This window comes from Methylobacterium segetis, assembly GCF_004348265.1.
Classification (GTDB): domain Bacteria; phylum Pseudomonadota; class Alphaproteobacteria; order Rhizobiales; family Beijerinckiaceae; genus Methylobacterium; species Methylobacterium segetis.
Genome location: NZ_SMNT01000031.1, coordinates 17,098 through 31,998 on the forward strand (window position 1 = coordinate 17,098; position 14,901 = coordinate 31,998).

Below are 14,901 nucleotides of genomic sequence, written 5' to 3' on the forward strand. Positions count from 1 at the left end.
GGCGTGTGGATTTTATCGTCTATGCAATCGTGGGTCAGAATCTGAGGAAGAGTCGCGGCGGATTCCATCCGAAGCATTCCTCGCACGAATGATGCTCCCCTTTTTCGCGCTCGGCAGTCGTCGCACCTGCAGGAGTCCCGGATGTCCGACTCGAGTCAGAAATTCATCAAGCGGAATCGCCCGCCGCGCGTGCACATCACTTACGAAGATCCCTACGACGCGGAGAAGAACGTCGAGCTTCCGTTCGTGATGGGGGTGATGGCCGATCTCTCGGGCAACGATCCCGGCACCGCCAAGGAGAAGGTCGGGGACCGCAAGTTCACCGAGTTCGACATGGACAATTTCGATCGCCGGATGAAGGCGATCAATCCGGGCGTGGCGTTCCGCGTGGCGAACCGCCTGTCGGACAATCCCGACGAGAAGCTCTCGGTGAACCTGCGCTTCGAGCGGATGGAGGATTTCAGTCCCGCCGCCGTCGCGCGCCAGGTCGAGCCGCTCGCCGAGATCCTGAAGGCGCGCGAGCAGCTCGCCAACCTGCTCCGCTACATGGACGGCAAGGCTGCGGCCAGCGACCAGATCCAGGCTCTCCTCGGCAATCGCGACCAGATGGCGGCGCTCAAGGAGCTCGTGGAGCGCACCCGCGCGGCCAAGGCCGAAGGCGGGGCGCAGGAGAACGGGGCCGCCCCGGCGGACGGGGCCTGAGGCGGGGCGAGAGAGCCCGCCCGGCGAGCCGGGCGGGTTCGGTGACGGGGTGAGGCGCGTGGCGGGCGCGGGGCCGGGAGGCGGCCCCTCGACGCCGCGGCGGTGAGGGGTTTCGAGGGGCGACCATGTCGGCAGGAATGGCAGGCTTCGAGCCGCAGCGGGACGACGCCGCTGTACAAACCAGCGAGCTCGGCGAGTTCGCGGATCTCCTGAAGCAGAGCTTCAAGCCGCGCAGCAAGGACGCGCAGACCGAGGTCGAGAGCGCGGTCGTCACGCTCATCAACCAGGCGCTCGCGCATGGCGACGTCGTGAAGACGGACGTCCTCGACACGATCGAGGCGATGATCGCGCAGCTCGACCGGAAGCTGACCGATCAGGTCAACGCGATCCTCCACGCGGAGCCGTTCCAGCAGATCGAGAGCGCGTGGCGGGGCCTGAACTACCTCGTCTTCAACTCGGAGACGGACGCGACGCTGAAGATCCGGGTGCTGAACGCCTCGAAGACAGAACTGTACCGCGAGCTGCGACAATATCCCGGCGCCCGCTGGGACCAGAGCCCGCTGTTCAAGCAGGTCTACGAGGCGGAGTTCGGCCAGCTCGGCGGCGAGCCGTTCGGCTGCCTGATCGGCGACTACTATTTCAGCCACCAGCCGACCGACGTGGCGCTGATGCGCGACCTGAGCAAGGTGGCGAGCGCCGCCCACGCCCCGTTCTTCGCCGCCGCCGACCCGACGCTCCTCGGCATGGACAGCTACACCGAGCTGTCGAACCCGCGCGACATCGGCAAGATCTTCGACACGCCCGACTACGCGGCCTGGAAGTCGCTGCGGGACTCGATCGATTCCCGCTACATGGGCCTGTGCCTGCCCCGCGTCCTGGCCCGCGTGCCCTACGGCGCACGGACGGAGCCGGTGGAGGAATTCGCCTTCGAGGAGGAGACCGACGGCCATACGGGCGACAAGTACGCCTGGATGAACGCGGCCTACGCGATGGCCGTGAACATCAACCGCGCCTACAAGGAATGCGGCTGGACGGTGCGCATCCGCGGCGTCCAGTCGGGCGGCGAGGTCGTCAACCTGCCGAGCCACACCTTCCCGACCGATGACGGCGGCGTCGACCTCAAGTGCCCGACCGAGATCGCGATCAGCGACCGGCGCGAGGCGGAGCTCGCCAAGGCCGGCCTGATCCCGCTGATCCACCGCAAGAACACGGACAAGGCCGCCTTCATCGGCGCCCAGTCGCTCTACAAGCCGAAGACCTATTTCGGTGAGAAGGGCGTCGAGCAGACGGCGTCCGACAATCTCTCCTCCCGACTTCCCTACATGTTCGCGGTCTCCCGGTTCGCGCACTACCTGAAGTGCATGGTCCGCGACAAGGTCGGCTCCACCAAGGAGAAGGATCAGCTGACGCGATGGCTGCAGGAATGGATCAACCAGTACGTGGACGGTGATCCGGTCAATTCCTCCGAGCAGACGAAAGCCCGCCGACCCCTCGCCGATGCGCGCGTCGACGTGTTCGAGAATGAAGAAAATCCTGGATACTACTCAGCCCGCTTCTACCTTCGGCCGCATTACCAGCTCGAGGGCATGGATATTGGGATGAGCTTGGTGTCACGCCTGCCCGCACCGGCGAAATAGCCCCTCCGCCCGCGCCCCGAACCGACGCTCGCGGGGCGCGGCGTCCTCTTCAGCATCGGCTGAGGTCAGATCGAGCGGACATCCCGAACGGACCCGCGCATCTCTGCGGGCAGATGGAGTAGTGTGACGATGGCCGTCGATATTTTCCTCAAGCTTGATGGCGTGAAGGGCGAGGCCCAGGACGCGAAGCACAGCAACGAGATCGACATCCTGGCTTGGTCCTGGGGTGCCTCGCAATCGGGAACCACGCATATGGGCTCGGGCTCGGGCTCGGGCAAAGTCGCGGTTCAGGATCTCAGCCTCACGAAGTACATCGACAAATCTTCGCCGACGCTGTTTCAGTTCTGCTGCAACGGTAAGCATATCGCGAAGGGCCAGCTCGTCGTCCGCAAGGCCGGCGAGAATCCGCTCGAGTACATCAAGATCGATCTCGAAAACATCATCGTTGCCAACGTGTCGCTGGGCGGGTCGGGCGGCGAGGATCGCCTCACCGAGAACGTGACGCTCAATTTCAGCAAGATCAAATACGTCTACACGCCCCAGGAGAAGAATGGCGCTCCTGGTCAAGCGGTCGATATCTCCTGGGACATCGCGAAGAACGTCTCGTCCTGAGAGCGCTCCGATACGGCTCTCGCGGCCCCGACGGCTTGAGGCCGATCGGGGCCGCGCCCCGCGGGCCGCCGCATCGCCTCCGCCGCATTCCGCAGGATCAGCCTGTCGCAGAAGCGAAGCCCTCAGATGACCAAGCGGGTCCGGACTCCGATCACGGAGGCGTTTCGTCTTGCGGCCCGGCAGCGTGACCGTGGGCAGGGGCGCCCTGCCGACACGGCGCCGGAAGGCGCCCAACAGCCGCGCGCGATCGTCGGCCGCCGCTCCGTCGTCGCAGGGTCGATCTCGGAGAACGAGCTGCAGGAGATCGTCCAGTTCGATCTCGGATCGCTCCTCAACACCGTGAACTTCGCCGCGGGCACCGACCTCTCGGACCATCCGGAGGTGCGCCGCTCGATCCTGAATTTCGGCTTCCCCGACACGATGCACCGCTCGATCGACGAGCACTCGGTCAACGACATCGCCGACGAGATCGTCTGGGCGCTCTCGAACTTCGAGCCGAGGCTCGTTCCGGGCTCCGTCCGCGTCGACCGCGACCGCTTCATCGGCACCGAAACGCTGCGCATCCGCTTCGTCGTCTCCGCCGCCCTCGACATCGAGCCGCTCAGCCTGCCGGTGCAGTTCTTCGCCGATCTCGAGCGCGATACCGGCCGGATCGTGATCCAGCGCCGATGAACCAGGAATTCCTCGATCTCTACAATCGGGAGCTCGCGGTCCTGCGAGACCAGGCGAAGGAGTTCGCCGAGGAGTTCCCGAGCCTCGCGGAGCGGCTCGGGGGCCTCCTGGAGGAGCGCTCGGACCCGATGATCCTCGGGATGCTGGAGGGCGCGGCCTTCCTCGCCGCCCGCGTCCAGCTGAAGCTCAAGCACGAATTTCCCGAATTCACCGCGAGCCTGCTCGAGCAGCTCGTTCCGAACTACCTCGCCCCGACGCCCTCCGCCCTGCTGGCGAAGGTGGTGCCCGTCTACGGCGATCCCGCCCTGCGCGAGGGCCGCCGCATTCCGCGCGGCGCCCTCCTCGATTCGACCTACAAGGAGATGCAGCGGCAGATCTCCTGCCGGTTCCGGACGACGTCCGACCTCACGATCTGGCCCTTCGAGATCGGGCGCGTCGAGTATTTCGCGTCGCCGGGCCCGATCCAGGCGCTCGGCATCCCGACCGGGCGGGAGGACGTCGCGGGCCTTCGCATCGAGGTCCTCCACCGCACGGCGAAGGAGCGCGGCGACGAGATCACCGATCACGCGGAGATCGCGCGCAGCCCCGCCTCCTGGATCGCCGGCTGCGCCGTGCGCGAGTTGCCGATCCACCTCGTCGGGCCGGAGGCCGACGCGGTGGCGATCCTGGAGCAGATCTTCGCCGACCGCACGGCCACCTACATCCGCCACCTCGACAAACAGGGCGAGGCGATCGTCCGCCGCGCCGGGGACGATTGCATCGCCCCCCTCGGCTTCGAGCCGGAGGATGCCCTGATCCCGAACGACCTGAGGGTGTTCGAGGGCTTCAACCTCCTGCGCGACTACTTCCTTTTCCCGCGCAAGTTCGTCGGCTTCGCGCTGACCGGCCTCGACGCGCTCGTCGGACGGCTCGAGGCGCGCGCCTTCGACATCGTCTTCACCTTCGACGAGGCGAGCGCGCGCCTGCCCGCCGCCGTGAAGCCGGACGCCTTCGCCCTCTACGCGGTGCCCGCCGTCAACCTCTTCCGGAGGTCCCTCGACCGCGTCCCGGTGAGCCACCGCCAGCACGAGTTCCACCTCGTCCCGGACCGCAGCCGGACCCTCGACTTCGAGGTGCATCAGGTGCTGGAGGTCAACGCGCACGAGGCCGGCAGCGCGAACAAGGTCGCGGTGCCGCCCCTCTACTCGGCGCGCGGCGAGGCCACCCGGCAGCCGGCGCTCGCCTACACGGTCCGGCGCCTGCCGCGCCGCCGGACGAGCTCCGAGCGGACCTACGGCACCGTCTCGGACTATGTCGGCACGGACGTGTTCCTCACCCTTGTCGAGCCGACGCGGATCGACGAGGAGCGGGGCCTGTCCGAGCTGAGCATCCGCGCCCTCTGCTCGAACCGGCACCTGCCGGAGCAGCTGCCCGTGGGCGAGCGCTCCGTCGACTTCCATTTCCTCGACGACAGCGAGTTGCAGATCGTCTGCCTCCACGGACCCACGCGCCCGCGCGAGGCGGTCGTCTCGGCCCTGCGCAGCCGGACCGAGACGGCTTTCACCGGTTCGGTCGCGTGGCGGCTCCTCAACATCCTGAGCCTCAATCATCTCGGGCTCGTCGATCGCACCCTGCGCGGCACGCCGAGCGGCGCGGAGGCGCTGCGCGAGGTCCTGATGCTCTTCGCCGATCTCAGCCAGGGCTCGATCGAGCGGCGGATCCGCGGCGTCCGGTCGATCGGCAGCCGGCCCGTCGTGCGCCGCCTGCGCCGCCGGACCGGCACCGGAACGGCGCGGGGCACCGAGATCACGGTGCTCCTGGAGGAGAAGGCCTTCGAGGGGACGGGCGTGTTCCTGCTCGGCGCCGTGCTCGACCGCTTCTTCGCCGAATATGCCGGCCTCAACCACTTCACCCAGACCGTGATCCGGACGGTGGAGCGCGGCGACATCATGCGATGGCCGCCCCGCTCGGGCGCGCGGAGGCCGTTGTGACCGGCCCGCTGCGGGCGAGCGCCCGCCTCGACGACGCGCCCCTCCGCCCGCATGCGGGCACCCGGCACAGGGTGCCGGCATGAGCACGATCGACGACCTGCGCGAGCGGCCCTGGGAGTTCGACCTCCTGTGGACCCTGCGGCTGATCGAGCGCAGCCACGACACGCAGCCGCGGATCGGCGACAGCGCCAGCCGGGCCGACGATTACGTCGCGCTCGGCGAGAACCCCTTCCTCGAATTCCCGGCCTCGAGCATCGAGGCGGCGGACGAGGACGCGCGCAAGCGCCTGCGCCTGTTCGTGCGCTTCCTCGGGTTGCTCGGCCCGCAGGGGCCGCTGCCCCTGCAGACCACGGACGAGGTCTACGGCTGGTGGAGCAACGGTCACGAGGGCTTCTCCCGTTTCCTCGACCTGCTGAACCACCGGTTCCTGCAGCTCTACTTCCGCGCCTGGGCGGATGCGCGGCCCGCCGCCCAGGCCGACCGGCCGGGGCAGGACCGGTTCGTCGCCTATATCGGCAGCACGATCGGCCTCGGGAGCGCGCCCTACCAGAAGCGCGACACCGTCTCGGATGCCGGTCGCCTCGTCTATGCCGGCCTGCTCGGGGACAAGGCCCGCTCCGGTTCGCGGCTCTGCCAAGCCGTCGAGGGCCTGTTCGGGATCCGGTGCGAGGTCGAGGAATTCGTCGGCACCTTCCTGCCCTTCGAGAAGGGAGAGCAGAGCCGGCTCGGGCGCAGCTATTGCGGGCTCGGCGTCGACTGCCTGATCGGCGCGAGCGTGTTCAGCGTCGAGGACAAGATCCGCCTGCGCCTGTTCGCGCGCGATCTCGAGGAGTTCGGCCGGTTCCTGCCGAACGGCTCGCTCTGCACGCCGCTCGCCGACCTGCTGTTCTTCTATCTCGGCAGCGAGCTCGATTGCGAAGTCGAGATCGCGCTGCCGCGCCGGTCCGTGCGCCCGCTCCGCCTCGGCGAGGCGGGCTGCGCGCTCGGCTACACGACCTGGATGGTGAAGTCGCAGGATCCGGCGGCGAAGGGGTACCGCTTCGACGCCCGGCTCAATCCGGCGGAGCGCGCCCGCCGTCAGGCGCCGAAGAGCGAAGGGCGACAGGGGGAGAATCATGGCCGACATCAGTCTTGAGACCGTCACGGGCAAGCTCAACCGGGTCGGCTACGAGGGCTTCTTCCAGGCGCTGCGCCAAGCGAAGGGCGCGGGCAACCGCAACGTCGAGCTCGCGCACTGGCTGTCCCACCTCCTCCAGCGCAACGCGACCGACATTGCGCTCTCGGCCGACGCCTACAAACTCGACCGCGCCAAGCTCCTGATGGATCTCGAGCGCGCGATCTCGGGCTTCCGGCGCAACGAGACCGAGATGCCCGGCGTCTCGAACACGATCGTCGACCTGCTCGACCGCGGCTGGCACTACGCGACGCTGTTCTTCGGGGAGACCCAGATCCGCACCGGTCACGTCCTGCTCGCCGGGCTGAAGGGGGGCGAGTTGCGGCGCGCCTTCCTCAGCCTGTCCCAGGAATTCGCCAAGATCCCCGTCGAGGCGCTCTCGACCGAGCACCGCACCCTCTGGGGCCGGTCCGAGGAGGAGAGCCTGCGTCCGATGGACGGGTCCGGCGCCATCGCCGCCGGGACGCCCGGGGCCGAGGCCGCGCCGAAGGGCCAGACCGCCCTCGACCGGTTCTCGCAGGATCTCACCGCCAAGGCGGCGGGCGGCGAGATGGACCCGATCCGCGGGCGCGACGACGAGATCCGCCAGCTCATCGACGTGCTGATGCGCCGGCGCCAGAACAACCCGATCCTGACCGGCGAGGCCGGCGTCGGCAAGACCGCGGTGGTGGAGGGCTTCGCTCAGCGCATCGCTTCGGGCGACGTGCCGCCCCCGCTCAAGGGCGTGCGCCTCTGCGCCCTCGATATCGGCCTTATGCAGGCCGGCGCCTCGATGAAGGGCGAGTTCGAGCAGCGGCTGCGCTCGGTGATCGACGAGGTGCAATCCTCGCCCAAGCCCATCATCCTCTTCATCGACGAGGCCCACACCCTCATCGGCGCCGGCGGGCAGGCGGGGACGGGCGACGCGGCCAACCTCCTCAAGCCGGCGCTTGCCCGCGGCACCCTCAAGACGATCGCGGCCACGACCTGGGCCGAGTACCGGCAATATTTCGAGAAGGACCCCGCTCTCACCCGCCGCTTCCAGCCAATCCAGATCGGCGAGCCGGACGTGGCGCGCGCCTGCGACATGCTGCGGGGCCTGCTCGGGCCGATGGAGAAGCATCACGGCGTGCGCATCTCGGACCGGGCCGTCGTCGCGGCGGTCGAGTTCTCGCACCGCTACATCCCGGCCCGTCAGCTTCCGGACAAGGCGGTGAGCCTGCTCGACACGGCCTGCGCGCGCGTCGCGATCAGCCAGAGCGCGACGCCCGCGGCGATCGAGGACACGCGGGTCGCCATCGCCTCGCGGGAATCGGAGCGCGCCGCCCTCGTCTCCGACCGCGACCTCGGCGCGCCCGACGAGGAGCGCGTCGTCGAGATCGACGCCGAACTCGCGGATCTCCGGGACCGGCTCGCACGCCTCGAGGCGGAATGGTCCTCCGAGCGCGCCCTCGTCGACGAGATCCGGGCGCTTCGCGAGAGCCTCGGCCGTTCCGAGCCCGGATCGGACCCGGAGAGCCAGCGCGCAACCCTGCGCGAGCGGTCTGGCGCCCTCGACGCGATCGATGCCGAGGGGCGCATGATCTACGCCCACGTGGACGAGCAGGCGGTGGCCTCCGTCGTGTCCGACTGGACCGGCATCCCGGTCGGTCGGATGGTCCGCGACGAGATCGAGACCGTGCTGCGCCTGCCCGAGATCCTGAACCGGCGGGTGGTGGGCCAGTCGCACGGCCTCGCGATGATCGCCAAACGCATCGAGACGAACCGCGCGAAGCTCGAGAATCCGAACAAGCCGATCGGCGTGTTCATGCTCTGCGGCCCCTCCGGCGTCGGCAAGACCGAGACGGCGCTGGCCCTGGCCGAGTCCCTCTACGGGGGCGAGCAGAACATGATCACGATCAACATGAGCGAGTTCCAGGAGGCGCACACCGTCTCCACGCTCAAGGGCGCGCCCCCCGGCTATGTCGGCTACGGCGAGGGCGGGCGGCTGACGGAGGCGGTGCGGCGGCGGCCCTACAGCGTGATCCTCCTCGATGAGGTCGAGAAGGCGCACGGGGACGTGCACGAGATCTTCTTCCAGGTCTTCGACAAGGGCGTGATGGAGGACGGCACCGGCCGCCGGATCGACTTCAAGAACACGCTCATCATCCTGACCTCGAACGTCGGGACGGACCTGATCATGCAGCTCTCGCAGGACCCGTCCTACGCGAGCGACCCGGAGGCGCTGGCGGTCGCGCTGCGCCCGCAACTCCTTAAGGTCTTCCCGGCCGCACTCCTCGGGCGGATCGTGACGATCCCCTACTTCCCGCTCTCGCCCGCCATGCTCGGCGGTATCGTGCGCCTCCAGCTCGACCGGATCGGCCGCCGCATCCGCGAGAACCACGACGCCGCCTTCTCGTACGAGGACGCGGTGGTCGAGCACATCGTCTCGCTCTGCAACGATCCGGATTCGGGCGGCCGCATGATCGACAACGTGATCACCAACACGCTGCTGCCGGAACTCTCGCGCGAATTCCTGAGGCGCATCGTCAACAAGCAGGTCGTCACGGCCGTCCGGGTCGGCTCCGAATCCGGCGCCTTCACCTACGCCTTCGACGCGGCGGGCAATCCGGCCTGACCGCCGGCCCTGGGCAAGGCTCTCCACGCGGTCTCGGACGCCCGCGGTGCCGCGCGGGCGGCGCGACGGGCCGTCCCGGCGGCAACATCGTCATCGATCGAAGGGGGAAGCGAGATGGGCGCAAGTGCAGGAAAGACCGTCGTGACCATCGGCTTCTTCGACGGCGCCATGCTCCTCGCCAGGCGAACCTTCGGCAACGGCGATCTGCGTCAGGACATCTCCAAGGCAGCATCGGCAGCGGTCGCCGAACAATGCGAGTTGGGGGAGGAGTTCTACTTCTCCTTCAATCTCAACGAGCCGTGGCTGTTCTACGAGAGCGACGGCCACCTCTACATCGAGAAGGTCGATTCCTCTCCCGTCATCCGGATCGGCATCGAGCCGCGCAAGGATGTGAAAGCGTGGGTGCCACGCCTGCAGGAGGCGAAGCAGTTCATCGCCGACCCGTTGCGCTTTCCCAATCTGACGAGAAGCCTGCCCGACCGGGAGAGCGGGGACGAGGATTAGCGCGCCCGCGGGTTCGAACGACGAAGCCCGGGGCATCGGCCTCGGGTCCACATGCAGGGAGTGGTCATGGCCAACCAATTCGAGCAGGTCGACGAGCCGCCGCCGGACGCTCTGAGCCTGATGCTCCGGCGCGACGGCGACAGGCTGTCGGGCCAGAGCTTCTGCCCCGCCTCCGCCAGCGGCGGACGCCTGCCGAAGGATTTCCGCAGCGCGGAGATGCCGCTCAAGGAAGCGTTCCGAGCCGCCATCAAGTTCGCGAACGACTTCAAGGTCCCGATGGTCGTCGTGGATCCGGACGGGCTCTGGCAGCCGGAATGGGGCACGCTCTACCGCGACGACGAGGACGACGCCGAGCTTTCGGCTTCGTAGGGCGAGGCCGGCCCGCCTGTGTCGAGGACGGGTCGCGCTACCCCCCGATCAGCACCGTCGGCAGTCCCGAGACGATCACCCCGCCATGCGCGGTGGTGTCCCCGATGCGCGCCGCGGGCTTTCCGCCGATCAGCACGGTCGCCGAGCCCTTGACGATCACGTCGGTCGGGCCGGTGCACAGGGCCATGTCGCCGACGCGCGCGGCCGGGATCGAGCCGATCAGGACCGTCGGGCAGCAGGGCGGCAGGATCGGTCCGCCCACATGCGGGACGACGCCGGTCACCATCGGGCAGGTGTGCATGTCGGTGATGCGCGCGGCCGGCTGACCCATGTCTCCCCCTCAAGCCCCTGACCACGCCTGCCGAAGCGGGTGGATCGCCCGCCCGGCCGGGCAACGGCCAACATTGCGAATACACGATGATGGCCGTTTCCGCGAGTATCGGTCCGGCCCGCCCACGCTTCCGCGCCTCGGATGAGCTGGGACGGGACTGTGGATCGTGCGAGGCGTCCGGGCGTCGACCGTGCTCTGGCGGCCATAGCGGCGCGGAAATGCCATGATCGCCATCCACAGGAGGGCCCCGTTCGGCTAAACTCTGTGTTTCCGGCAGCGGGCCCGTTCGTTCGATTGTGTTCGCCGGAAGAAGGTCGTTCGTGAAGCAGTCGTCGACGAGAATCGGGCGGACATCGGTCGGGGCGCACCGCGCCGCCCCGCGCCGCCCGCGCCGTCGCGTGGCGGCCCTGCTGATCTGGCCTGTACTGCTCTGGGCGGGGGTGGCGTCCTGGTTCGCCTATTCCGGCAGCGAGGAGGCCAAGCGCCTCGCCGCCGAGCAGGTCGCGCAGAAGGCGGCCTACGAGGACAAGGTGAAGGCCCTGACCCGGCGCCTCGTCGGCGTGGCGAGCCACCAGATGCTGGAGCAGGACGGGCTCGCCGGTCGCATGGCCGACATCGTCACCCGGCAGGTCGAGCTGGAGAACCGCGTCGCCACCCTGTCCGCCTATGCCGAACGCGTCGCCGATCCGGCCCGGGGCGGGGCGCCCGCGCCGACGCAGGAGGCGGCAGCGCGCCCGGTCGAGGAGGCCGCGCCCCGCGAGCCTGCGCCCGCTCGCGGAAGGCCCGCGGCGGAGCCGAACGTGCTGCGGCTCGGCGGCCCCCGCGCGGCCGACACGCCCCCGCCCGCGCCGAACCTCGCGCCGCGCTCGGTCCTGGAGCCGCGCCCGGACCTGGAGCCGCCACAGGGTACCGACAGGGATGGGCGGGTCCGGGCCATCCTCGCCCAGCCGACCCGGGTCCAGTTCGACGCGCTCGAAGCCTCCCTCGCGGGCGCCGAGCGTCGTCAGGGCAGCATCCTCGACGGTCTCGCGCGCGGTGTGCGCGGCGGGATCGGGGCGCTCCGCGCCGTCCTTGGAAGCCTTGGCGTGGCGCTGGCGGTTCCGGCACCGGCTCAACCGGCCGGGCGGCCCGCTGCCCTGCGCGACCCGTTCGAGGACGGGGTCCGCAATCTCGAAGCCGCCTTCGACGAGAGCCGCCGCTGGCGCAGCGCGGCCGACGCCGTGCCCCTCCGCCGCCCCATCGCGGCCGCGGAGCGCAACCTGACCAGCAATTTCGGCCTGCGCAAGGACCCGTTCACCGGGGCGGCCACGATGCATGCGGGCATGGATTTCCGCGCCCCCGTGGGCACCGAGGTGCGCGCCGCCGCGGCCGGGCGGGTGATCACCGCGGGCGTGACGGGCGGCTACGGCAACCTGATCGAGATCGACCACGGCAACGGGGTGGTCACGCGCTACGGGCATCTTTCCGCCTACGTCGCCTCGGTCGGGCAGGTGGTCCAGGCGGAGACCGTCGTCGGCCTCGTCGGCTCGACCGGGCGCTCCACCGGGCCGCACCTCCATTACGAGACCCGTGTCCACAGCGCCGCAGTCGATCCGCTGCGATTCCTGAAGGCTGGCGCCGAGCTGTTCGACAGGGCACACTCCGCCGAGATCGGGAGCGGCGCGCCTCCCGCTGACGAGACCTCGGAGGATTGATGCCGGCCCGTCGGACCGTGCCGGATCGGATCCACCAGCCGGGCGGGGCGGGCTAGGCCGTGCGCGCGCTCCTCGCCCTCATCCTCGGTCTCGCGCTGACGCTCGCGGCGGAGTGCGCGCTCGCGGCGGAGCGCCGCGTCGCGCTGGTGATCGGCAACGCCGCCTACCAGAAGTTTCCCTCGCTGCCGAACCCCCGCAACGACGCGGACGACGTGACGGCCGCGCTGAAGCGGGCGGGCTTCGAGGTGTTCGGCGGCACCGACCTGCGGCGGGAGACGATCCGCGATCATCTGCGCCAGTTCGCCCGCGCCGCCCAGGGCGCGGACGCTGCGCTCGCCTATTACGCGGGCCACGGTCTCCAGTACAAAGGCCGCAACTACATCGTTCCCGTGGATGCCAAGCTGCAGGACGAGTTCGACCTGGAATACGAGACCGTCCGCATCGACGACGTGGTCGGCGAGCTGAACCGGGCGGACGGCGCCCGCATCCTCATCCTCGACGCCTGCCGCAACCTGCCGCTCAAGGAGAAGAGCGACCGCAACCCCTTCACGGAGACCGGCCTCGCCAAGATCAGCGGCCGCGGCCTCGTGGTCGCCTACGCGACGCAGGCGAACGCGCTGGCCTTCGACGGCGTCGGCCGCAACAGCATCTTCACGGACGCCTTCCTGAAGGCGATCGACGAACCGGGCCTCGACCTGCCGCAATTCTTCCAGCGGGTGAGCATCGCGGTGGACCGGCAGAGCGGCGGGCGGCAGACGCCCGAATTGTCGCTCTCCTATCCCGGCCAGTTCTACTTCAATCGCAGCGAGACCGACCGCGACGCCTGGCGCAAGATCCGGGACAGCAACGACCCGGCCGCGTTCCGCGGCTTCGTGCAGAAATATCCGCAGAGCGACCTCGCCGACGCGGCCAATGCGCGGCTGGCCAAGCTCGACGATTGGAGCGCCCTGAAGGAGCAGCAGGCCCGCCGCGCGGACGCGGCCCGGCGCCGCCGGGAGGAGCAGGAGCGCGCGGACGAGGAGGCGCGGGCCCGGAAGGTCGCGGAGGAGAAGGCCGCCGAGGAGCGGGCGGCGGAGGCCAGACGCGTCGCGGAGGAGCTGCGCCAGCGCAGGCTCGCGGAGGAGCGGGAGGCGGAAGCGCGCCGGGTCGCCGACCTCGCCCGCGCCGCCGAGGAGGCGCGCCAGAGGAAGCTCTCGGAGCAGCGCGAGGCGGAGGCCCGCCGCGCCGCGGAGCAGGCGCGCCTCGCCGAGGAGGCGCGGCAGAAGAAGCTCGCCGAGGAACGTGCCGCCGAGGCCCGGCGTGTCGCCGAGGAGACCCGTCACGCCGAGGAGGCGCAGCGCCGGAAGCTCGCGGAGGAGCGGGCGGCCGAGGAACGCCGCAACGCCGCGGAGAAGCGGATCGCCGAGGAGCGCCGGCTGGCGGAGGAGCGCCGGCTGGTTGAGGAGCGCAGGGCCGCCGAGGAGCGGCGCCAGGCGGAGGCGGCGGCCGACGAGAAGAGCCGCCGGAAGCGCGCGGACGAGCAGGCCGCGGAAGCGCGTCGCGTCGCCGAACGGGCCGCCGAGGAGGCGCGTCAGCAGCGTCTTGCCGAGGAGCGGGCCGAGGCCGCCCGCCGGGTCGAGGAAGCCCGCGTGGCGGAGGAGGCGCGGCTCGCCGAGCAGGCCCGCTTGGCCGAGCAGGCTCGCTTGGCCGAGCAGGCCCGCCTTGCCGAGGTCGAGAGCCGCGCCCGCGAGGAGCGCCGGGCGGCGGAGCCCGTCACCGGTGCCGCGGTGGCCCTCGCCCCGGGTGCTGCGCCCGAACCGGACCGCCCGATCGGCCGCCTCGCCTACCTCGATGCGCCGGGCGCGGCGCCCGAGGCTTCGGGCGGCCCGTCGCGCCCCGCGCTCGGCGAGTCCCGGATGGCCTACAACGATCCGCAGGCCGCTCTGCCCTCGGTGAAGCCCGCCGAGCCGTTCCCGAGCGAGGCGATCCTGCGCGACCGGCTGCACCGCGACGCCGAGGCCGAACTCGGCCGGATCGGCTGCGCCGTCGAGGGCGCGGACACGGATTGGAACGATGCCTCCCGGCGCGCGCTCGCCCGCTATGCCAAGCAGGCGAAGCTGAAGCCCGTGCCGACGGAGCCGAACGCCGCCCTCTTGGAGGAGATGCGCAGGCGCCCGGAGCATTTCTGCCCGATCGCGTGCGGCGCGGGGCAGAAGGCGGAGGGCGACCGATGCGTCGCCGTGGCCAAGCCGGAGAAGGCGAAGCCCGAGCCGGAGCCGAAGCCGGTGGCCCGCAAGCCGAAGCCCGAGCCTGAGCCGAAGCCCGTCGCGCGCAAGCCGAAGCCTGAGCCGAAGCCGGTGGTGCAGGAGCGGCCGAAGCCGGCGCGGGAGATCGCCCAGCCGAAGCCCCGGCCGGCGCCCGTCGCCGCCCCGCGCCCGGCGCCGCCCCAGGCCCCGGTCTCGACGGCCGCCCGGCCGATGCAACGACCGCTGATGGGCGTCGGATTCTGATCCGCCGCGGCCGAAAGGCGGCCTCAAGTGTCTCCCGCTTGCGTCAGGCCTGGGCAAACCAGTTTTCGCGCGTGCGGAAGGGGCGGCGCCCGGTGTCGGATCCCCCGAACGTGGTCTAGAGACGGCGCTTGGTCAGATCATCGCCCCCACG

General features: G+C 70.1%; 12 protein-coding genes. 11 read left to right on the forward strand and 1 reads right to left on the reverse strand.

Annotation, left to right across the window (positions count from 1 at the left end):
- Window positions 1-141 precede the first annotated feature (141 nt).
- The 9 genes from tssB (at window position 142) to E1J50_RS10335 (ending at window position 10,236) form a co-directional block, all read left to right on the forward strand.
- The gene (tssB, locus tag E1J50_RS10295) at window positions 142-702 is read left to right on the forward strand and encodes a type VI secretion system contractile sheath small subunit (protein ID WP_132253140.1); all 561 of its coding nucleotides are present in this window, start codon (window positions 142-144) and stop codon (window positions 700-702) included.
- Between the two features lie 125 nt (window positions 703-827).
- Window positions 828-2,339 (forward strand): type VI secretion system contractile sheath large subunit, encoded by a 1,512-nt coding sequence (tssC, locus tag E1J50_RS10300; RefSeq protein ID WP_132253142.1) that lies wholly within the window; start codon window positions 828-830, stop codon window positions 2,337-2,339.
- 129 nt (window positions 2,340-2,468) lie between these two features.
- Entirely contained in the window at window positions 2,469-2,951 is a 483-nt protein-coding gene (locus E1J50_RS10305) for an Hcp family type VI secretion system effector (RefSeq protein WP_132253144.1), read from the forward strand.
- Between the two features lie 126 nt (window positions 2,952-3,077).
- Entirely contained in the window at window positions 3,078-3,623 is a 546-nt protein-coding gene (locus E1J50_RS10310) for a type VI secretion system baseplate subunit TssE (protein ID WP_132253146.1), read from the forward strand.
- Window positions 3,620-5,593, forward strand: a complete 1,974-nt coding sequence (gene tssF, locus E1J50_RS10315; protein WP_132253148.1) for a type VI secretion system baseplate subunit TssF — start codon at window positions 3,620-3,622, stop codon at window positions 5,591-5,593. The genes E1J50_RS10310 and tssF overlap by 4 nt, the downstream gene beginning before the upstream one ends.
- Before the next feature lie 79 nt (window positions 5,594-5,672).
- Window positions 5,673-6,728, forward strand: a complete 1,056-nt coding sequence (gene tssG / locus E1J50_RS10320) for a type VI secretion system baseplate subunit TssG (protein WP_132253150.1) — start codon at window positions 5,673-5,675, stop codon at window positions 6,726-6,728.
- Window positions 6,709-9,363, forward strand: coding sequence for a type VI secretion system ATPase TssH (gene tssH, locus E1J50_RS10325; RefSeq protein WP_132253153.1), 2,655 nt, complete (start codon window positions 6,709-6,711; stop codon window positions 9,361-9,363). The genes tssG and tssH overlap by 20 nt, the downstream gene beginning before the upstream one ends.
- A 141-nt stretch (window positions 9,364-9,504) precedes the next feature.
- Window positions 9,505-9,867, forward strand: a complete 363-nt coding sequence (locus E1J50_RS10330; protein ID WP_132253155.1) for a hypothetical protein — start codon at window positions 9,505-9,507, stop codon at window positions 9,865-9,867.
- 66 nt (window positions 9,868-9,933) lie between these two features.
- Window positions 9,934-10,236: a hypothetical protein gene (locus E1J50_RS10335; protein WP_245516511.1), complete on the forward strand. Its 303-nt coding sequence runs from the start codon at window positions 9,934-9,936 to the stop codon at window positions 10,234-10,236.
- 37 nt (window positions 10,237-10,273) lie between these two features.
- Here E1J50_RS10335 and E1J50_RS10340 read toward each other — a convergent pair whose 3' ends face one another.
- Entirely contained in the window at window positions 10,274-10,567 is a 294-nt protein-coding gene (locus tag E1J50_RS10340; protein ID WP_132253161.1) for a PAAR domain-containing protein, read from the reverse strand.
- 398 nt (window positions 10,568-10,965) lie between these two features.
- Between E1J50_RS10340 and E1J50_RS27800 the strand changes: the two genes are divergently transcribed.
- Entirely contained in the window at window positions 10,966-12,261 is a 1,296-nt protein-coding gene (locus E1J50_RS27800; protein WP_132253164.1) for a peptidoglycan DD-metalloendopeptidase family protein, read from the forward strand.
- A 59-nt stretch (window positions 12,262-12,320) separates the two neighbouring features.
- On the forward strand, window positions 12,321-14,750 hold the full coding sequence (locus tag E1J50_RS10350; RefSeq protein WP_132253167.1) for a caspase family protein: 2,430 nt from the start codon (window positions 12,321-12,323) through the stop codon (window positions 14,748-14,750).
- Window positions 14,751-14,901 lie beyond the last annotated feature (151 nt).

Excerpts from the sequence above, each read along its gene's own strand:
- tssB (WP_132253140.1), top strand. The coding sequence starts at position 142 with ATGTCCGACTCGAGTCAGAAATTCATCAAGCGGAATCGCCCGCCGCGC.
- tssC (WP_132253142.1), top strand. The coding sequence starts at position 828 with ATGTCGGCAGGAATGGCAGGCTTCGAGCCGCAGCGGGACGACGCCGCT.
- E1J50_RS10305 (WP_132253144.1), top strand. The coding sequence starts at position 2,469 with ATGGCCGTCGATATTTTCCTCAAGCTTGATGGCGTGAAGGGCGAGGCC.
- E1J50_RS10310 (WP_132253146.1), top strand. The coding sequence starts at position 3,078 with ATGACCAAGCGGGTCCGGACTCCGATCACGGAGGCGTTTCGTCTTGCG.
- tssF (WP_132253148.1), top strand. The coding sequence starts at position 3,620 with ATGAACCAGGAATTCCTCGATCTCTACAATCGGGAGCTCGCGGTCCTG.
- tssG (WP_132253150.1), top strand. The coding sequence starts at position 5,673 with ATGAGCACGATCGACGACCTGCGCGAGCGGCCCTGGGAGTTCGACCTC.
- tssH (WP_132253153.1), top strand. The coding sequence starts at position 6,709 with ATGGCCGACATCAGTCTTGAGACCGTCACGGGCAAGCTCAACCGGGTC.
- E1J50_RS10335 (WP_245516511.1), top strand. The coding sequence starts at position 9,934 with ATGGCCAACCAATTCGAGCAGGTCGACGAGCCGCCGCCGGACGCTCTG.
- E1J50_RS10340 (WP_132253161.1), bottom strand. The coding sequence starts at position 10,567 with ATGGGTCAGCCGGCCGCGCGCATCACCGACATGCACACCTGCCCGATG.